Annotated in this window: 21 protein-coding genes; 11 read left to right on the top strand and 10 right to left on the bottom strand. The window is 72.6% G+C overall.

What is annotated here, in order from left to right; all coding sequences use genetic code 11:
• Positions 1-8 precede the first annotated feature (8 nt).
• Positions 9-1,337, bottom strand: a complete 1,329-nt coding sequence (locus tag STRCI_RS31345; protein WP_269662307.1) for a hypothetical protein — start codon at positions 1,335-1,337, stop codon at positions 9-11.
• Between the two features lie 113 nt (positions 1,338-1,450).
• On the opposite strand from STRCI_RS31345, the gene STRCI_RS31350 reads away from it, so the two are divergent.
• Positions 1,451-2,692: a molybdopterin-dependent oxidoreductase gene (locus STRCI_RS31350; RefSeq protein ID WP_269662308.1), complete on the top strand. Its 1,242-nt coding sequence runs from the start codon at positions 1,451-1,453 to the stop codon at positions 2,690-2,692.
• Positions 2,693-2,993: 301 nt separating this feature from the next.
• On the opposite strand, the gene STRCI_RS31355 is transcribed toward STRCI_RS31350, so the two are convergent.
• From STRCI_RS31355 to STRCI_RS31365, 3 genes are read right to left on the bottom strand one after another with little or no spacing between them, the layout of a single operon-like run.
• Positions 2,994-3,758: a class I SAM-dependent methyltransferase gene (locus STRCI_RS31355; protein ID WP_269662309.1), complete on the bottom strand. Its 765-nt coding sequence runs from the start codon at positions 3,756-3,758 to the stop codon at positions 2,994-2,996.
• Positions 3,755-4,366: a TIGR04282 family arsenosugar biosynthesis glycosyltransferase gene (locus tag STRCI_RS31360; protein WP_269662310.1), complete on the bottom strand. Its 612-nt coding sequence runs from the start codon at positions 4,364-4,366 to the stop codon at positions 3,755-3,757. The genes STRCI_RS31355 and STRCI_RS31360 overlap by 4 nt, the downstream gene beginning before the upstream one ends.
• The gene (locus STRCI_RS31365) at positions 4,363-5,070 is read right to left on the bottom strand and encodes a glycosyltransferase family 2 protein (protein WP_269662311.1); all 708 of its coding nucleotides are present in this window, start codon (positions 5,068-5,070) and stop codon (positions 4,363-4,365) included. Before STRCI_RS31365 ends, STRCI_RS31360 begins: the two co-directional genes overlap by 4 nt.
• Before the next feature lie 104 nt (positions 5,071-5,174).
• Here STRCI_RS31365 and STRCI_RS31370 point away from each other — a divergent pair, with 104 nt between their 5' ends.
• Complete coding sequence (locus tag STRCI_RS31370) at positions 5,175-5,861, top strand: response regulator transcription factor (RefSeq protein ID WP_269662312.1); 687 nt, start codon at positions 5,175-5,177, stop codon at positions 5,859-5,861.
• A 2-nt stretch (positions 5,862-5,863) separates the two neighbouring features.
• Complete coding sequence (locus STRCI_RS31375; protein WP_269662313.1) at positions 5,864-6,976, top strand: sensor histidine kinase; 1,113 nt, start codon at positions 5,864-5,866, stop codon at positions 6,974-6,976.
• Positions 6,977-6,982: 6 nt separating this feature from the next.
• On the opposite strand, the gene STRCI_RS31380 is transcribed toward STRCI_RS31375, so the two are convergent.
• Positions 6,983-7,972 carry an NAD-dependent epimerase/dehydratase family protein gene (locus STRCI_RS31380; protein WP_269662314.1) on the bottom strand — a complete coding sequence of 330 codons (990 nt, stop codon included), beginning with the start codon at positions 7,970-7,972 and terminating at the stop codon, positions 6,983-6,985.
• Between the two features lie 87 nt (positions 7,973-8,059).
• On the opposite strand from STRCI_RS31380, the gene STRCI_RS31385 reads away from it, so the two are divergent.
• The gene (locus STRCI_RS31385) at positions 8,060-8,593 is read left to right on the top strand and encodes a barstar family protein (RefSeq protein WP_269662315.1); all 534 of its coding nucleotides are present in this window, start codon (positions 8,060-8,062) and stop codon (positions 8,591-8,593) included.
• Here the strand turns inward: STRCI_RS31385 and STRCI_RS31390 are convergent.
• Positions 8,590-10,029, bottom strand: coding sequence for a sensor histidine kinase (locus STRCI_RS31390; protein WP_269662316.1), 1,440 nt, complete (start codon positions 10,027-10,029; stop codon positions 8,590-8,592). The genes STRCI_RS31385 and STRCI_RS31390 overlap by 4 nt on opposite strands.
• Positions 10,026-10,715 (bottom strand): response regulator transcription factor, encoded by a 690-nt coding sequence (locus tag STRCI_RS31395; RefSeq protein WP_269662317.1) that lies wholly within the window; start codon positions 10,713-10,715, stop codon positions 10,026-10,028. Before STRCI_RS31395 ends, STRCI_RS31390 begins: the two co-directional genes overlap by 4 nt.
• A gap of 157 nt (positions 10,716-10,872) precedes the next feature.
• Here STRCI_RS31395 and STRCI_RS31400 point away from each other — a divergent pair, with 157 nt between their 5' ends.
• From STRCI_RS31400 to STRCI_RS31410, 3 genes are read left to right on the top strand one after another with little or no spacing between them, the layout of a single operon-like run.
• Positions 10,873-12,213 (top strand): ferredoxin reductase family protein, encoded by a 1,341-nt coding sequence (locus STRCI_RS31400; protein WP_269662318.1) that lies wholly within the window; start codon positions 10,873-10,875, stop codon positions 12,211-12,213.
• 10 nt (positions 12,214-12,223) lie between these two features.
• Complete coding sequence (locus STRCI_RS31405) at positions 12,224-12,640, top strand: FMN-binding protein (protein WP_269662319.1); 417 nt, start codon at positions 12,224-12,226, stop codon at positions 12,638-12,640.
• Position 12,641: 1 nt separating this feature from the next.
• On the top strand, positions 12,642-13,364 hold the full coding sequence (locus tag STRCI_RS31410) for an FAD:protein FMN transferase (protein WP_269662320.1): 723 nt from the start codon (positions 12,642-12,644) through the stop codon (positions 13,362-13,364).
• Between the two features lie 9 nt (positions 13,365-13,373).
• On the opposite strand, the gene STRCI_RS31415 is transcribed toward STRCI_RS31410, so the two are convergent.
• On the bottom strand, positions 13,374-14,174 hold the full coding sequence (locus STRCI_RS31415; RefSeq protein ID WP_269662321.1) for a class I SAM-dependent methyltransferase: 801 nt from the start codon (positions 14,172-14,174) through the stop codon (positions 13,374-13,376).
• Positions 14,175-14,271: 97 nt separating this feature from the next.
• Here STRCI_RS31415 and STRCI_RS31420 point away from each other — a divergent pair, with 97 nt between their 5' ends.
• From STRCI_RS31420 to STRCI_RS31435, 4 genes are all read left to right on the top strand, one after another.
• Positions 14,272-14,649: a hypothetical protein gene (locus STRCI_RS31420; protein WP_269662322.1), complete on the top strand. Its 378-nt coding sequence runs from the start codon at positions 14,272-14,274 to the stop codon at positions 14,647-14,649.
• A gap of 85 nt (positions 14,650-14,734) precedes the next feature.
• The gene (locus tag STRCI_RS31425) at positions 14,735-15,877 is read left to right on the top strand and encodes an ABC transporter ATP-binding protein (protein ID WP_269662323.1); all 1,143 of its coding nucleotides are present in this window, start codon (positions 14,735-14,737) and stop codon (positions 15,875-15,877) included.
• Positions 15,874-16,548, top strand: a complete 675-nt coding sequence (locus tag STRCI_RS31430) for an ABC transporter permease (protein ID WP_269662324.1) — start codon at positions 15,874-15,876, stop codon at positions 16,546-16,548. The genes STRCI_RS31425 and STRCI_RS31430 overlap by 4 nt, the downstream gene beginning before the upstream one ends.
• Positions 16,545-17,219, top strand: coding sequence for an ABC transporter permease (locus tag STRCI_RS31435; protein WP_269662325.1), 675 nt, complete (start codon positions 16,545-16,547; stop codon positions 17,217-17,219). Before STRCI_RS31430 ends, STRCI_RS31435 begins: the two co-directional genes overlap by 4 nt.
• Position 17,220: 1 nt before the next feature.
• On the opposite strand, the gene STRCI_RS31440 is transcribed toward STRCI_RS31435, so the two are convergent.
• Together STRCI_RS31440 and STRCI_RS31445 are read right to left on the bottom strand one after the other, a co-directional pair.
• Positions 17,221-17,838, bottom strand: coding sequence for a GTP-binding protein (locus tag STRCI_RS31440; protein ID WP_269662326.1), 618 nt, complete (start codon positions 17,836-17,838; stop codon positions 17,221-17,223).
• Positions 17,786-18,202, bottom strand: coding sequence for a DUF742 domain-containing protein (locus tag STRCI_RS31445; protein ID WP_269662327.1), 417 nt, complete (start codon positions 18,200-18,202; stop codon positions 17,786-17,788). Before STRCI_RS31445 ends, STRCI_RS31440 begins: the two co-directional genes overlap by 53 nt.
• Positions 18,203-18,244: the final 42 nt, after the last annotated feature.

Below are 18,244 nucleotides of genomic sequence, written 5' to 3' on the forward strand. Positions count from 1 at the left end.
TGCCCTGATCACCAGCCCGTCCGCAGCAGGTGGTTGACGAGCAACGCGAGCCCCGCCTGCACGGCGAGCCAGCCACGTGGTCCGGTCAGGAACGCGCACGACGGCAGCAGCCACAGCGCGAACGGCAGCCAGATCCGCTCGGTCTCCGCCTTGCTCATCCCGGACAGATCGGCGACGAGCATCGCGGTCAGCGCGGCGGCCACCAGCACCGCGAGCCGGAAAGCGGCCGTACTGCCGCCGCGCAGCAGTGCCACTCCGGTTCGCCGCAGCCCCGCCGCCGTCGCCAGGCCCACCACCAGCACCTGGCAGGCGAGGTTGGCCCACACCCAGTAGGACTGCGGCCGGGTGCCCCCGGCGCCCTGGTCGTACCGGGTGACCAACAGGTCGTACGCCTCCCACCAGTTGAAGCCCAGACCGGTGAGGACCAGGGGCACCACCAGGAATCCGGCCCCGGCGAAGAGCAGCGGCCGGAGCCGCTCCGAGCCCAGGAACAGCACGGCCGCCGCGATCACGACGTAGAGGGTGAGGCCGTACGACAGATACACCGTCAGGCCGAACAGGAGGCCGGAGGCGAGGCCGGTCAGGCGCGGTCGCCGGCCCGTCACCGCCAGGGCGAGCAGGGCCACCGCCCAGGTCGCCACCGCCGCGAACCAGGCGTCGGCGGAGGCGCCCAGCCACACCGCACCCGGTGCCAGGGCCAGGAACGGGGCGGCGCGGCGGGCGAGTCTCTCGTCGGCCAGGGTGCGGACGGTGACGAGGATCGCTACGGCGGCCGTGGCGCCGGTGACGATGCACCAGACGCCCGCCCAGGCGCCGCCGCCCAGGCCGATCCGGTCCAGGTAGACGAAGGTGAGCGTGGCCGCCGGGGGATGGCCCGCGATGTGTGCGGGCCAGTGGTCGGGGGAGCCGATCAGGATGTGCCCGGTGAAGTCCCGCAAGGTGGCCGGGATGTCCTGGAAGCGGTCGATGACCTGGAGGTATTCGTACCGGGTCGTCAGGCGGCGGGCGATCCCGCGGTGCCAGCCGTCGACCAGCGCCAGCGAGAAGATCCATGCCGTGCCCGTGCCCCACACCGTGAACAGCAGCCCGCGCCAGGGCAGTCGGGCGGCCAGGGACGGGCCGTACGCCACCACCGCGACCGCTACGACGATCGCCGCCGGGGTGCCGGGTCCGGTGTGCGGGCCCCAGTCGGCCAGCAGTGGCGGCCAGTCGACGAAGAGGGTGCCGTCACGGTGCTCGATCGCGGTGCCGACGACAGCGGCGGTCGCGAGGAGCAGCGCGGCGGCTGCGGCGGCGTACAGATCTCGGCGCGGGTCGCGGGAGGGTTCGCGGGTCACGTCAGCACGCTAGGGCGCGGACTCTGGACCGGACGGCTGACAGGCGGCGACGTCAGAGTTTCGTCATGGTTCGTGACGCCTTCCGGCGCCCCCTCCCGGCCTACGGTCGGGGCATGAAAAGGTCCCTCGGGCGTTCCCTGGAACGGTCTCCCTTCTCACCCGGCTTCTGGCGCAGCCCGCTGCGCGGCCCCTGGCTCACCTCGGTGCTGGGCGTGGTGCTCCTCGGCGGGATCACGGTGCTGTTCCTGACCGGCCTGGTGTCGTACGCGGCCTACAACCCGGACCTGTCGCCGGTGAACGACAAGACACCGGACAAGGGGATCCTCGGCTTCTATCTCTTCTCCTGGCCGACCGATCCGCACTGGCTGTACCGGCTCAACCAGGGCGTCCATGTCACCCTCGGCATCACGCTGATCCCGGTGCTGCTGGCCAAGCTCTGGTCGGTCGTGCCGCGCCTGTTCGCGCTGCCGCCCGCCCGCTCCCTCGCCCACGCCCTGGAGCGGCTCTCGCTGCTGCTCCTGGTCGGCGGCGCGCTGTTCGAGTTCGTGACCGGGATGCTCAACGTCCAGCTGGACTACATCTTCCCGGGCTCCTTCTACCCGCTGCACTTCTACGGGGCGTGGGTGTTCTTCGCCGCGTTCCTCGCCCACCTGGCGCTCAAACTGCCTCTGGCTATGCGCAATCTGCGGCAGATCAGGGAGGAGCGCAACGACCTCGTCCCCACCGAACCCGCCGAGCCGACCGTGTCCCGGCGTGGCGCCCTGTGGTTCGTCGGCGGCGGCTCGCTGCTGCTGTTCGCGACCAGCGTCGGGCAGAACTTCGACGGACTGCGCTGGACGGCCGTCCTCGCCCCGCACGGCCCCGCCGACCCCGGCGACGGCCCGAACGGCTTCCAGATCAACAAGACGGCGGCCTACGCGGGCATCCGCCCGGCGGAGACCGGCGACGAGGCGTGGCGCCTGGTCGTCACCGGTCGCACCGGAACCGTCCGTCTCTCCCGCGCCGAGCTGCTCCAACTCCCGCAGCACAGCGCCGCGTTGCCGATCGCCTGCGTGGAGGGCTGGTCGACCTCCGACCAGTGGTGGCGCGGTGTACGGCTGCGGGACCTCGCCGCGCTCGTCGGGTACGACGATCCGCCGGACGTCTTCGTGGAGTCCCTGCAACAGCGCGGCGCCTTCCGCCGGGCCGCCCTGCGCGCCAACCAGGTCGCCGACCCGCGCTCCCTGCTCGCCCTGTCCGTCAACGGCGAGGACCTCTCCCCCGACCACGGCCACCCGGCGCGGGTCATCGTGCCCGCGGCGCCCGGAGTCCTCAACACCAAGTGGGTGGCCCGGATGACCTTCGGAGACCTGTGATGCGACCGACGCTTCCGCTGGGCAGTCCACTCCAACTGCTGCTCCTCGCATGCTCGTTCGCGCTCGCCGGGTATGCGGGCGTACGGCTGCTGGACGGGGACTGGTTCGAGATCGCGCTGTGGTTCGTCGGCGCCGCGGTCCTGCACGACTTGGTGCTGCTGCCGCTGTACTCGGCGGTGGACCGGGCGCTCGGGGCGGCGGCGGGACGAGGGCGCGTGATGTACGTCAGGGTCCCGGCCGCCCTGTCCAGCCTGCTGCTGCTCGTGTGGTTCCCTCTGATCACCGGGCGGGTGTCGGACCGCTACGGCTCCGTGACCGGGCTCTCCCCGGACGGCTTCCTCGCCCGCTGGCTGCTCCTCACGGCCCTGCTGTTCGGGGGTTCCGCCGTCCTCTTCGTCCTGCGGGTGCGCAGGGCCGCGAAGGACCGCCCGCCGACCGCCCACTGACCCACGGCACGCCACCCGGCGCCCTCTGCGCGGCGCAGCAGGGCGGGCGTGCCGAGGCGGGCCCACGGGAAGGGGGCGCCGGCCGCGCCGTGTGCGTCGGTGACGTCCACCAGGACCTGCTCGTCGAGGTCGAGCCCCGGTACCGTCTCCACGATCAACAGGCCGCCGGGGCATAGCAGTTGGGTCATCCGGTCGAGCAGTGCGCCCGGGTCGCCGCCGATGCCGACGTTGCCGTCGATCAGCAGGGCCGTGCCCCAGCGGCCCTCCGCGGGCAGCGGCTCGAAGACCGAGCGGCGCAGGGCCGCCCCGCCGAGCCGCAGCGTGCGCGCCACGGCCGCCTCACTGACGTCGATGCCGAGCACCCGGCGCCCCTGCGCCCCCAACGCCGCCACCAGCCGCCCCGGCCCGCAGCCCACGTCCAGCACGGCGCCCTCGCACCGCCGCAGTACTTCCAGATCCGCCGCGTCCGCCGCCGCGCACCACCGCTCCACGTCCAGCGGCAGCAGCCAGCCGTCGGCCCGGCGCAGGAAGAGGGGACCGTGGCCGGTGCGCAGGGCGTGGGTGTAGGGGTCGGCGGACCAGGTGGGCGGCGGCGCGATCGAGCGGGGCCGGGGAATCATCGGGGCCCCACCGCCGTGAGCCGCTCCAGCAGCCCCGCGAACCGGCCCTCCGGCGCCTCCTTCGCCACCGCCCGCGCGTCCTCGGCCGTGTCCACGTCCCGCAGCACCGGCAGGTCCCGCACCCGCAGCCCCGCGAGCCGGGCGCGCTGGGCGGCGCCGGTGTGCGGGGTCGACATCGGGATGCCGCGCAGCAGCGCCGGGTCGGGTTCGGCCAGGCCCAGGGCCCAGAAGCCGCCGTCCTCCGCCGGGCCGAAGTACGCGTCGCAGTCGGTGAAATCGAGGGTCAGCAGCTCTGGCGTCACCTGCGGGGTGTCCATGCCGATGAGCAGGGCCGGGCCCGAGCAGCCCGCGAAGGCGTCGGCCAGACGCTCGTCCAGGCCGCCCGCGCACTGCGGTACGACCTCGAAGCCGGGCGGCAGCCAGTGGCCCGGCGTCCCGTCCAGTGCGAGGACCCGGCGCCGGGCGGGCGTCCGGGCCACCACGTCCAGCGTGTCCGCGAGCGAGGCCGCCGCCAGCGCCGCCGCCTCCTGCGGGGTGAACGGCGGGGTCAGCCGGGTCTTCACGCGGCCCGGCCGGGGTTCCTTGGCAATCACCAGCAGCGTCGTCACGCGCGCGCACCCCGCTCCGCCAGCACCCGGCTCATGTCCCGCACCGCCCGCCAGGTCCCGAGCCAGGTGCCCGTCACCTTGGAGGCTCCGGTGCGCGGCCGATACGGGACGTCGTACTCGGCGATCCGCCAGCCCGCGTCCGCGGCCCGCACCACCATCTGGAGCGGGTAGCCGCTGCGCCGGTCGGTGAGGCCGAGGGCGAGCAGCGGTTCGCGGCGGGCGGCGCGCAGTGGGCCGAGGTCGTGCAGCCGCAGTCCGGTGCGGCGGCGCAGCAGCCGGGCGAGCGCGAGGTTCCCGGCACGGGCGTGGACCGGCCAGGCGCCCCGCCCCCGCGGACGGCGCCGGCCGAGCACCAGATCGGCGGAGCCGGAGCGGATCCGGTCCACGAACGGCACCAGATCGGACGGGTCGAGGGAGGCGTCGCAGTCGCAGAAGCACACCACGTCGGCCGTGGCGGCGGTCAGCCCCGCGTGGCAGGCGGCGCCGAACCCGCGCCGCTCCTCGCGCACCACGGTCGCGCCGAGCGCCCGCGCGACGGCCGCCGAGCCGTCCGTGGAGCTGTTGTCGACGACGAGCGCGCGCCAGCCCGGCGGGATGCGCTCCAACACCCAGGGCAGCGCCTCGGCCTCGTCGAGACAGGGGAGGACGACGTCGACCGACACCGGGTCGGATTCCGCAGCGGAAGAGGTGGTCACGCCGTTCACCCTACGAGCGCAAATGGTGTGTATCGGTCATCGGCTCCTTACGAAACAAGGACGTCGGCAGGGGGACCGGCGCACTCGCGCGCGCGTGGTGCGAGGCTGGCGGCATGGAACAGCTTCAACCTCGGATCCTCGTCGTCGACGACGACCCGACCGTCGCCGAGGTGGTCTGCGGGTACCTCGACCGCGCCGGCTACGTCGTGGACCGCGCCGGTGACGGGCCCGACGCCCTCGCGCGGGCCGCCGAGCACTGGCCGGACCTGGTCGTCCTGGATCTGATGCTGCCCGGCATGGACGGCCTTGAGGTGTGCCGCAGGATGCGCGGACAGGGCCCGGTGCCGGTCATCATGCTCACCGCGCGCGGCGACGAGGACGACCGCATCCTCGGCCTTGAGGTCGGCGCCGACGACTACGTCACCAAGCCCTTCAGCCCCCGCGAACTCGTCCTGCGCGTCGAGTCCGTACTGCGTCGCGTCCGCCCCGCCCAGTCCCCGGGACCGCTGCGCGCCGCGGGCCTCACCGTCGACCCGGCGGCCCGCCGGGCGGTCAAGGACGGCACCGAACTCGCCCTTACCGTCCGCGAGTTCGACCTGCTCACGTTCTTCCTGCGGCACCCGGGCCGGGTGTTCGGCCGGGAGGACCTGATGCGGGAGGTGTGGGGCTGGGACTTCGGCGATCTGTCGACGGTCACCGTCCATGTGCGCCGGCTGCGCGGCAAGGTCGAGGACGACCCGGCCCGCCCCCGGCTGATCCGGACGGTGTGGGGCGTCGGCTACCGGTTCGAGGGGGTCTGACCGTGCGGGACACCTTTCTCATTGCCCTCTGCGCCTTCCTCGGCGCCGCCACGGCCGGTGTGCTCGGCGCGGGCGTGCTGCGGCTGGTGCGGCGCCGCTCGCTCGCCGTGCACCTCGCGGTGGTCGCCGCCGTCGCCGTCACCGCGATGCTCGCGGGCACCCTCGTGGTCGCCCGGGCGATGTTCCTCTCGGAGCACGATCTGAAGGTCGTCACGCTGGTCGTCGCCATGGCCGCCGTGGTCTCCCTGGCCACCGCCCTGCTGCTGGGCCGCTGGGTCGTCGCCCGCAGCCGCGACCTCGCCCTCGCCGCCCGCTCCTTCGGCGACGGCGGCGCCTTCACCTCCCCCGACGGCCCCGCCACCGCCGAACTGGCCGCACTGAGCAGGGAGTTGGAGGCCACCAGCGCCCGCCTCACCGCGTCCCGCGAGCGCGAACGCGCCCTGGAGTCCTCCCGCCGGGAACTCGTCGCCTGGATCTCCCACGATCTGCGCACCCCGCTGGCCGGGCTGCGTGCCATGTCCGAGGCCCTGGAGGACGGGGTCGCCGCCGACCCCGACCGCTATCTGAAGCAGATCCGCACCGAGGTCGAGCGCCTCAACGACATGGTCGGCGACCTCTTCGAACTCTCCCGCATCCACGCGGGCGCCCTGGCCCTGACCCCTACCAGGATCTCGCTGTACGACCTGGTGGGCGACGCCCTCGCGGGCGCGGACCCGCTCGCCCGGGAGCACGGGGTGCGGCTCGTCGGCGACGGAGTGGCAGCGGTGCCGGTCGAGGTGGACGGCAAGGAGATGAGCCGGGTCCTCGGCAACCTCCTGGTCAATGCCATCCGGCGGACCCCGTCCGACGGCACGGTCGCCATCGCCGCCGAACGTGTCCCCGAGGGCGTGCTGCTGTCGGTGACGGACGGCTGCGGGGGCATCCCTGAGGAGGACCTGCCGCGCGTCTTCGACACCGGCTGGCGCGGCACCGACGCCCGGACCCCGCCGGCGGGCGCGGGCCTCGGCCTCGCCATCGTCCGCGGAATCGTCGAGGCCCACCAGGGCCGGGCCTCCGTACGGAACATCCCCGGCGGCTGCCGCTTCGAGGTGACCCTGCCGACGGCGGAAGGCTGAGCCCTCTTATCCGCCCGCCGCGAACTCCCGCATCCCGTCCTCGAAGCCGACCCCCGCCCGCCACCCCAACTCGGCCCGCAGCCGCGCGGAGTCGGCGGTGATGTGCCGCACGTCCCCCAGCCGGTACTCCCCGGTCACCACCGGCTCGGGCCCGCCGTGGGCCACCGCCAGCGCACGGGCCATCTCACCGACGGTGTGCGGATCCCCGCTGCCGGTGTTGTACACCACCAGCGCCCCCGCAGGTGAAGTCGCCTCCAGGGCCGCCAGGTTGGCCGCCGCCACATCCCGTACGTGCACGAAGTCCCGTCGCTGGCGGCCGTCCTCGAAGACCCGCGGGGCCTCGCCACGGGCGAGCGCGGACCGGAAGAAGGAGGCGACCCCGGCATAGGGAGTGTCGCGGGGCATGCCCGGCCCGTACACGTTGTGGTAGCGCAGGGACACTGCCTGACTGTCCGTCACCCGAGCCCAGGAGGCGGCCAGATGCTCCTGGGCGAGCTTGGTCGTGGCGTACACGTTCCGTGGGTCGACCGGCGCGTCCTCGCCGACCAGACCCGGCGCCAACTCCTCCCCGCACTCCGGGCAGCGCGGCTCGAAACGCCCGGCGTCCAGGTCGGCGACGGCACGCGGGCCGGGCCGGACGACACCGTGCCGGACGCAGCCGTAGCGGCCCTCGCCGTACACCACCATCGACCCGGCGAGGACGAGACGCCGTACCCCCGCCTCCGTCATCGCGGCGAGCAGGACGGCGGTGCCGAGGTCGTTGCGGGAGACGTACTCCGGCGCGTCCGCGAAACCGGTGCCGAGGCCGACCATCGCCGCCTGGTGGCACACCGCGTCCACACCGGTCAGGGCCCGGCGGACGGCATCCGGATCCCGTACGTCCGACGCCGGGTCGGCCCGGACGTCGTACACGACGGGCTCGTGGCCGCGGGCCGCCAGTGCCGTCACGACCTGGGACCCGATGAACCCGGCACCGCCGGTGACCAGTACACGCATGGGCCCACGCTAGGGCGGTGACCGGGGTTTCCCGGGGCTCGGCGTCCGCCACGTCATGGGTCCGTAAGATCCGGATAGGGTGCGCGCATGGCTGCCTTCGACCCCGACGCCGACCTCTCCGGCGACCTCGGCCTCCGGCTGATGATCAACTCCTTCATCACCCTGTACTGGCGGCGGAGCCTGCTGGACGAGGCCGTCGGCTGGCTGAACGAGCACGGCTACCGCGTCGTCGCGCTGGACGCGGGCGGGTGGGCGACGGCCGCCGACATGCACCGGGACATCGCCGAGGCACTGGAGTTCCCCGACTACTACGGCCGGAACCTCGACGCCCTCAACGACTGCCTGTCCGACGTCGAGTCCTACGAGTACGGCACCACCCGCGACGCCACCGGACTCGTCCTCGCCTTCACCGGCTACGACCGCTTCCGCCGGGCCGAACCCGACGCGGCCCAGGCGCTGCTGGACATCCTCGCCACCCGTGCGCGCAGCGCCGCCCTGTTCGGCCACCGCCTCCTGTGCCTGGTCCAGAGCGACGACCCGGACATCAGCTTCGAGCCGGTCGGCGCGATGACCGTCGACTGGAACGACGCCGAATGGCCGGACGCCAAGCGGCGAGGCTAGAGCGAGGCCACCGGGACCGACACCGTGAACACCGTCGAGCCCGGCTCGCTGATCACGTCGATCGTGCCGCCGTGCGCCCGGATCAGGGAGGTCGCCACGGCGAGCCCCAGACCGCTGCCGCCGCGGTCACGGCTGCGGGCCTTGTCCACGCGGTAGAAGCGATCGAAGACGCGCTCACGGTCGGCGGGCGGGATACCGGGCCCCGCGTCGGCCACCCGGACCCGGGCCAGCCCGTGCTCGACCGACACCGCGACCGAGACCTCCGTGCCGGGTGGTGTGTGCATCGCCGCGTTGGTGAGGAGGTTGTCCAGGACCTGCCGGACACGCTGCGGGTCCACCCGGGCGGGAAGCGCCTCGGGACCCGGTGCCACCGTCAGCGGATGGCCGGGGTGACTCGCGCGGAAGGCGTCCGCGGCGTCCTGGACCAGCTCCACCAGATCGGTCTCCCGGGGCCGCAGCGGGGTCTCCACCTCCGCCGCGTCCAGCCGGGCGAGCAGCAGCAGATCGTCCAGCAGGAAGCCCATCCGGGCGGCCTCCGCGCGCAGCCGCGCCAGATGCCTGTCGCGTTCCTCGGGGGCGTTGGCGGCCGCGTACTGGAAGAGGTCCGCGTAGCCGCGTACCGACATCAGCGGGGTGCGCAGCTCGTGCGAGGCGTCCGCGACGAACCGGCGCAGCCGCTGCTCGGCCTCCGTGCGCACGGCGAGGGACTCGTCGATGTGCTCCAGCATCGTGTTGAACGCGGTCCGCAGCTCCTCCACCTCGGGCCCGCCGCCGCGCATGTCGTGCCGCACCGGCAGCCGCGCCGAGTCCGTCAGATCGTGCGAGGTGATGCCCCGCGCGGTGTGCGCCATGTCGCTCAGCGGCTTGAGTCCGCGTCGCAGCATCGACCGCCCCGCCACCACCAGGGCCAGCAGCGCCAGACCGAAGGTCACGGCCTGGATCGTGACCAGTTCGGTGACGGTGTCCTCGATGTCGTCCATGGGCGCCGCGCTGACCAGCACCACCCCGGGCTCCACCTCGCAGGCCCGCAGCCGGTACAGGCCCGTGTCCTTGAGGTGCTCGGTGCGCAGCACCTCCGCACCCCGGTCGACCCGCGCCTGCGCCACCGCGGTGAAGTCCTCGACGTCCTCGGGCAGATCGGTGTCCGTCTCGGGCTCGCGCAGCTCGGGAGTGCCGTCCGAGACGTCGTACACGGCGTAGTACCAGCGGTAGTACTTCTTCCCGGACAGCGTGCCGTAGTCCGCGATGCTCTTGGACTGGGCGACCTGCGCCTGCGCCAGCTGCGTGTCCAGCTGGGCCGACAGATAGTCGCGCATGTACGTCGTCAGCGCGGTGCCGACGACCGCGAACACCACCAGCGCCAGCGCCCCGAGCCCCAGCGCGAGCCGGGTCCCGAGCCGCAGACTGCCGTACGCCCGCCGAAGCCGCCCTGTCACTCCGCAGCCTGCCGGATGACGTAGCCGAAGCCCCGCACGGTGTGGATCATCGCCGGGCCGGTGTCGTCGAGCTTGCGGCGCAGCCGGCTGACGACCAGTTCGACGACGTTGGAGCGGCCGCCGAAGCCGTACTCCCACACGTGGTCGAGGATCTGCGCCTTGGTCTGCACGGTCGGTGACTTGCGCATGAGGTAGCGCAGCACCTCGTACTCGGTGGGCGTGAGGGTGAGGAGCTTCTCGCCGCGGTGCACCTCGCGGGTGTCCTCGTCCATGGTCAGATCGCCGACCCGCAGCACCGAGCGCTGGAAGCCGGGCCCGGCGCTGCGCCGCAGCACGGTCCGCAGCCGGGCCATCAGCTCCTCCACCGCGAACGGCTTGACCAGGTAGTCGTCGCCGCCCCGGGTCAGCCCCGCCACCCGGTCCGCGACGCCGTCGCGCGCGGTGAGGAACACCACCGGCACCATCGTCCCGGAGCGGCGCAGCCGGTCCAGCACACCGAAGCCGTCCACGTCCGGGAGCATCAGATCGAGCACGACGATGTCCGGACGGAACTCGGCGGCGCGGCGCAGCGCCTCCTCACCGGAGTTCGCCGTGACCGCGTCCCAGCCCTCGTACCGGGCGACCGTCGCGACGAGATCGGCGATCGGCGGGTCGTCGTCCACGACGAGCAGTCGTACTTTTTCCACCCGCCCATACTGCGTCACCCGGGCCCCGCCACCACAGCCCGGTCCCGGGGCCCGGACACATCGATAACCACTTGAAAGATCTACGACAGCTGATCGACAGCTTCCTCCGGCCAAGCTCGGTACCCCGGCCCCGGACCCCCATGAGGAGCTGCCACCCGTGACGACCGTCCAATCGCCCCCTGCGCCCCCCACAGCGATACGCCCCAGGGTGGTGGCCCGCACCGGCCTGTACGCCGTGCTGGCCGCGAACGCGGCCGTGGTGACCTACTTCTTCGTCGACGCGGGCTTCGGCGCGTCCAACGCGCTGCTCGTCCTCGGCCGCCTCGCCGGTCTCTACGGCGCCCTGTTCATGGCGTTCCAGCTGCTGCTGGTGGCCCGGCTGCCGTGGCTGGACCGGCGGATCGGCATGGACCGGCTGACCTCCTGGCACCGCTGGACCGGCTTCGGCATCCTGTGGACGCTGCTGGCGCACGCCGTCTTCATCACCTTCGGCTACGCCGACTCCTCCGGCCTCGACCCGGTCAACCAGCTCGTCGACCTCGCCGAGACCGTCGAGGGCGTGCTGCGGGCCGTCGCCGCGCTGGTGATCATCCTCGTGGTCGGCGCGGTCTCCGGCCGGTTCGCGCGGCGCAGGCTGGCGTACGAGACCTGGCACTTCATCCACCTGTACACCTACCTCGCGGTGGTGCTGGCCTTCACCCACCAGGTCGCGGTCGGTACCACGTTCACCGCCTCCTCCGCCGCCACGGCCTACTGGTACGGGCTGTGGGGCGTCGCCCTCGGCTCGGTGCTGGTGGGCCGGCTGGTGCTGCCGCTGTGGCGGAACTGGCGCCACCAGCTGCGCGTCTCGGCGGTCGTGCCCGAGTCGGACAACGTGGTCTCCGTCCACATCACCGGCCGGGACCTCGACCGGCTGCCCGCCCGCGCCGGACAGTTCTTCCTGTGGCGGTTCCTGACCAAGGACCGCTGGTGGCAGGCGAACCCCTTCTCCCTGTCCGCCGCCCCCGACGGCCGCGGCCTGCGCCTGACCGCCAAGGCCGCGGGCGACGGCAGCGCCGCCCTGCGCCATCTCAAGGTCGGCACCCGAGTCTTCGCCGAGGGCCCCTACGGCGCCTTCACCGCCCTGCACCGCACCCGGCCGGAGTCCCTGCTCATCGCCGGCGGCGTCGGCGTCACCCCGATCCGGGCGCTGCTGGAGGAGGTGACGGGCCACGCCGTGGTCATCTACCGGGTGGCCGGCGAACGGGACGCGGTCCTCTACGACGAACTGCGCGAGCTGGCCCTCGCCAAGGGCGCCGAGCTGCACCTGGTCACCGGCCCGGTCGCGCCGGACCGGCTGGCCCCGGCCGAGCTGATCCGGATGGTGCCGGACATCGCCGAGCGGGACGTCTTCCTGTGCGGGCCGCCGCCGATGATGAACGCGGTCCTGGGCAGCCTGCGCGCGCTGGACGTGCCCAAACCGCAGATCCACTTCGAGCGTTTCAGCCTGGCGGGATGAGAGGGACACCGTGAAGCGAGCCATACCCGTCCTGGTCCTGACCGCCGTCGGTCTGGTCCCGCTGTGGCGCTATGCGCCGTCGACGGACACCCCAGCCGCGTCCGCACCGTCCACGACGGAGACTGTTGCGCCGTCCCCGTCCTCTTCTTCCACGTCCGGCAGCTCCGCGCTCGTCGTCGAGGGCTCGGTGGTGAACACCGAGAAGGGGGCCGTGCAGGTCGAGGTCACCTTCGACGGCGACACGATCTCCTCGGTGCGGATGCTCCAGCAGCCGAACCACCCGCAGACCACGGCGGCCGTACCGACGCTGATCGAGGAGACCCTCGAAGCGCAGAGCGCGGACATCGACACGGTGTCCGGCGCGACGATCACCAGCGACGGCTACACGGAGTCCCTCCAGGCCGCCCTCGACCAGCAGGGTGCCTGAGGTGCGGCGCGTCGAGCAGGTCATGGGGTTCCCGGTCTCGCTCCGGGTGGACGACGAGCAGGTCCCCGGTGCCGCCGTGGACGCCGTCTTCGCCTGGCTGCGCGAGGTCGACGAACGGTTCAGCCCGTTCAAGCACGGCAGCGAGGTGTCCCGGCTGGACCGGGGCGAGATCGGCCCCGGCGAGGTCAGCGCCGACCTCGCCGAGGTCCTCGGCCTGTGCGAGGAGTACCGGGTCGCCACCGGCGGCGCCTTCGACGTACGGCTGCCGGGGCGGGGCCTCGATCCCTGCGCGGTGGTCAAGGGCTGGGCCGTGCAGCGGGCGGCGGAGCTGCTGCGGGCGGCCGGGGTGGAGCGGTTCTGCCTCAACGCCGGCGGTGACGTGGTCGCCGCGGGCGGGCCCTGGCGGGTGGGCGTACGGCATCCCGAGCGCGCCGACCGGCTGTGCACGGTCCTGGAGATCACCGACGCGGCGGTCGCGACCTCCGCGCTCTACGAGCGGGGCGCGCACATCCTCGACGGCCGCACCGGGCGCCCGGCGACCGGCCTGCTCAGCGTCACCGTCGTCGCCCCCTCCCTGACCGAGGCCGACAGCACGGCGACCGCCGCCTTCGCGATGGGCGCCGAAGGGATCGCCTGGGCCTCCGCCCGCCCCGGCTGCCAGGTGTTCGCGGTGGACGCGGAGCGGAGGGTGCTGCGGACGGAGGGGGTGCCGGTGGCGGCGTAGCGCCGACGCTCAGGGCTTGGTCCCGCGGACCGTCCAGGCCCGGGCCGCCAGCGCGATGGTGCCGTCCGGTTCCGCGGGGAGGGACTCGGCGAGCGCGGTGCGCAGGCGGTCCCGGTCCTCGGGCGGGAGGCCGGTGACATAGCCGGCGGCCGGGCCCTGGCCCGCGAGGAACGGGGCCCACAGGTCGGTGAGATCGGTGAAGACGGTAGGGACGACGACCGGGGTGATCCGGACCTCCTCCAGACCTGCCCCGGTCCACAGCGCGTACAGCGGGTCAGGTCTGCACATCGGGAACCGGCGCCCCTCGTCCAGCTCGGCCGCCGCCGGATCCACCGCCGCGGCCGCGTCCCAGAACCGGCGCAGCAGCTCCATGCCCTCGGCGTAGTCCCAGACGTACGCGGCGACCCGCCCGCCGGGCCGCACCGCGCGGGCCATCTCGGCGACCCCTTCGGCGGGCTCGGGAAGGAAGTTGAGCGCCAGACCGCTGACCGCCATGTCCCACGACCCGTCCCGCACCGGCAGCGCCCGCGCGTCCGCCACCGCGAACCCCACCGGACCGTGCGCCGTCACCCGGGCCGTCGCCACCAGTTCGGCGGACCGGTCGCAGCCCAGCACCACCGCCGGCCGACACCGGGCGGTCAGCACCGCCGACAGCGCCCCCGTGCCGCACCCCACATCCAGCCAGCGCAGCCCGTCGGCGTGCCCCTCCAGGGCGGTGAACCGCTCGGCCACCTTCCGGCTCCACCGCCCCATGTACCGCTCGTAGCCGGGTCCCGCCTGCCAGACGTCGAAGCGCCGCTGCTCGCTCATGACTCCACCATGCGGGACGCGGACGCCTGCGGCCGACATCCCGGCGCCCACCGAAAACGGGTCGTTCCGACCGCGCTCACCATGGTGAACTGCGGCCATGAGTCTGACTGTGGAGATCTTCCTGCTCCGGGAGGACGGGGACATCGACGTCCAGCCGACCCCCGAGGGCGTCCTGGACCTGGCCGGTCCGGAGAGCTGGCGCACCAAGGTCTGGGGCTCCCGGGCGATCCGCTCCCTCGGCGCCCGGTTCTTCCCGGCCCTGGTCGTCGGCGACCTGGTCGCGCCCGGGGAGATACCGGCGTTCCTGGCCGAATGCGCCCTGGTCAAGGAGAACCTGGATCACCTCGCCACGCTCACCTGCTCCCCGGACCGGACGGTCACCCAGCACGCCGACCACATCGGCTCCCGACTGTCCATCATCGAGGAGACGGCAGTGCGTGCACAGGACATGGGAGGCGGAGTCCTCATCTGGTGAGAGGTCTAGACTCTCCCGGCAACGGCTTGCTCAACCCCGGCCGGAAGCGGGCGACTTCTGCCAGACCCGAAGGGTATTCGGCGTTTTGATACGGATAGATTCAGTCACCAAGCGGTACCCGGACGGCACGGTGGCGGTCGACCGGCTGTCGCTGGAGATACCCGACCGCTCGATCACCGTCCTCGTCGGTCCCTCGGGCTGCGGCAAGACGACGACCCTGCGCATGATCAACCGGATGGTCGAACCCAGCGAGGGCGCCATCCTCCTCGACGGCAAGAACATCCAGCAGCAGCCCGTCAACACCCTGCGCCGGTCGATGGGTTACGTCATCCAGAACGCCGGTCTCTTCCAGCACCGCACCATCCTCGACAACATCGCCACCGTGCCCCGCCTGCTGGGCTGGGGCAAGGAGAAGTCCCGGGCCCGCGCACGGGAGTTGATGGACCGGGTCGGCCTCGACGGCGCGCTCGCCAAGCGGTATCCCTACCAGCTCTCCGGCGGACAGCAGCAGCGCGTGGGCGTGGCCCGTGCCCTCGCCGCCGATCCGCCGGTCCTGCTCATGGACGAGCCGTTCTCCGCCGTCGACCCGATCGTCCGCAAGGGACTCCAGGACGAACTCCTGCGTATTCAGGGCGAGTTGGGCAAGACCATCGTCTTCGTCACGCACGACATCGACGAGGCGGTCAAGCTCGGCACGATGGTCGCCGTGATGCGCACCGGCGGCCGGCTGGCCCAGTTCGCCCCGCCCGCCGAACTGCTGACGAACCCCGCCGACGCCTTCGTCGAGGACTTCCTCGGCACCGACCGGGGCATCCGCCGGCTGTCCTTCTTCCCCGCCGCGGGCCTGGAGTTGCTCACCACGCCGATCGTGGCCATCGACGCCGGCGCCAAGCAGATCGCCGCCCGCGACACGGGCGACGCCCCCTATCTCCTCGTAACGGACCTGGACGGCAAGCCTCTTGGCTGGGCCGAGCCGCGGGAGCTGACCGCCGGGAAGATCGAGCCCGCCCGACTTCTGCCCCACGGCCGCCCGTTCGTCTCCGGTACGGACTCGCTGCGGGCCGCGCTGGACTGCGCCGTGCTGTCACCGACCGGCTGGGCCGTCGCGGTGGACGGCGAGGGCCGGGCGGCCGGGGTGGTCTCCCAGCAGACCATCGGCGAGGCGATCCGGGGGGCTCACGCCAAGAGTGCGCGGAGCGTCGTGAAGACGGAGAAGGTCGCGCGATGAGCGAGCTCTTCGACATGCCGAGCTACCTCGAGTACAGCTACTTCGGCCTGGTCGGAATCCATCTGCGCGAGGCGCTGATCCCGGTACTGGCCGGCCTGGTGGTGTCGCTGCCGCTCGCTCAGCTCTGCGTGCGGCTGCGCTGGCTGTACCCGCCGGTGCTGTGGGTGACCACCGTCCTCTACGCGATTCCCTCGCTGGCCTTCTTCGTGGTCCTCATCGACTACACCGGCCTGAGCGAGACCACGGTGATGATCCCGCTGGCCGTCTACAGCCTGGTCATCCTGGTCCCGGCCATCGTGGACGGCGTGCGCGCGGTACCGCAGGAGACGCTGGCGGCGGCCACCGCCATGGGCTTCGGGCCGGTGCGGCGCTATCTCCAGGTGCAGTTGCCGATCGCCGCGCCCGCGATCATCGCCGGGCTGCGCGTGGCGTCCGTGTCGAGCATCTCCCTGGTCAGCGTCGGCATGCTGATCGGAAACCAGGGAGCCCTCGGGAACATGCTGGACGCCGGTCTGAAGTACGACCAGCCGCGTCTGGTGTGGCTCTCCGTGGTGGGCACCGCCGTGCTCGCCACCGCCGTGGACGCCGTACTCATCGTCCTGCGCCTGCTGCTGACGCCATGGATGCCCCGAGGCGGACGTCCGACCGTGGCGAAGGAGGCCATCGGATGAACATCCTCAACTACATGGCCGACTTCCTCGGCGACAGCGCCCACTGGGAGGGCTACGACGGCATCCCCACGCGCGTCGCCGAGCACATCGGGTACACCTTGATGGCCCTCGGCATCGCGGCGGCTGTAGGACTCCCGGTCGGTCTGGTGACCGGGCACACCGGCAGGGGCGGCAACACACTCGCCCTGATCGCCACCATCGGCCGCGCCCTGCCCAGCTTCGGCCTGATGGTCCTGATGTTCCTCCTCCTCGGCCTGGGCATGGCCCCGGTGCTGATTCCCCTGGTGGTGCTGGCGATCCCGCCCATCCTCGTCACGACCTACGAGGCCATGCGCTCCGTCGACCCCGCCCCCGTCGACGCCGCCCGCGGCATGGGCATGGCGGAGGCGGAGGTCCTCTTCCGGGTCGAACTCCCGGTCGCCCTCCCCCTGATCCTCAGCGGCCTGCGCTCAGCGGCGATCCAGATCGTCTCGACGGCGACGATCGCGGCGTACGTCAGCTTCGGCGGCCTCGGCCGCTACATCGTGGACGGCCTGTACCAGCGGGACTACGAGAAGGTCGTGGGCGGAGCGACGCTGGTCGCGGCGATGGCGCTGGCGACGCTGGGGCTGTTCTGGGCGGTGGCGAGGCTGACGGTCTCCCGTGGCGTACGCAGGGCGCACGTGGGTTAGTTCAGGCTTCGGTGCGGGCCAGCGCCTGCTCCAGGACGATCAGCAGCGCGTCCCGCACCGAGCCGCGCTCCCGCGCGTCGAACACCACCAGCGGCACCCCGTCACTCACATCCAGCGCCCACCGCACGTCCTCGATCTCATGCTCGACCTTCCCGTCGAACGCGTTCACCGCGACCGCGAACGGGATCCCCTTGTGCTCGAAGTAGTCGACCGCGGCATAACAGTCGTCCAGCCGCCGCGTGTCCACGATGACGAGCCCGCCCACCGCGCCCTCGACGAGGTCGTCCCACATGAACCCGAACCGCTCCTGTCCGGGCGTACCGAACAGATAGAGCTTCAGCGTCGGGTCGATGGTGATGCACCCGAAGTCCATGGCGACGGTCGTGGTCGTCTTGCCCGGGGTGTGCGTCAAGTCGTCGACGCCCGCCGCGACTTCCGTGATCGCGGCCTCGGTGGTGAGCGGCTCGATCTCGGAGATGGAGCCGACCGCGGTCGTCTTGCCCACGCCGAAACCCCCCGCGATCACCATCTTGACCGGCAGCGGCGGTCGTACGGCGGCGGCCGGTTCAGTCGGTGTCACGGAGTACCCCCCGGGAGTCGGGGATGGCGCGCAGGCCATCGATCACTCTTCGCAGTACGGATGAATCGTGGACGGCATCGGCGTTCGGCACGTGCACTGTCAGCCGTCCCTCGGCCCGCAGATCCTCCGCGAGCACCCGGACGACGTTCAGGTGCAGCCGCAGCCGGGCCGCGATCTCCGCGATGGACTGCGGCTGCCTGCAGGCGGCAACGATGTCGTGCTGCTCGAAGGAGAGCAGCTCCAGCGCGCCGAGCCCCTCGGCGGTGGCCACCACCTGGGTCTCGACGGGCATCGTCCGGCCGGACGGGCTGGGCGCCACCCGGCCGGCGGTGACCAGGAACGGCCGTACGGCGGGGGCGGGGCCGACCGGGTCGGGGCCCGGGGGTGGAATGCCGTCCGCCATGAGGTCCGTAACCGTCCTTCTCGGGAACCAGCCGGAAGCCGG

This window comes from Streptomyces cinnabarinus (assembly GCF_027270315.1).
Taxonomy (GTDB): Bacteria; Actinomycetota; Actinomycetes; order Streptomycetales; family Streptomycetaceae; genus Streptomyces; species Streptomyces cinnabarinus.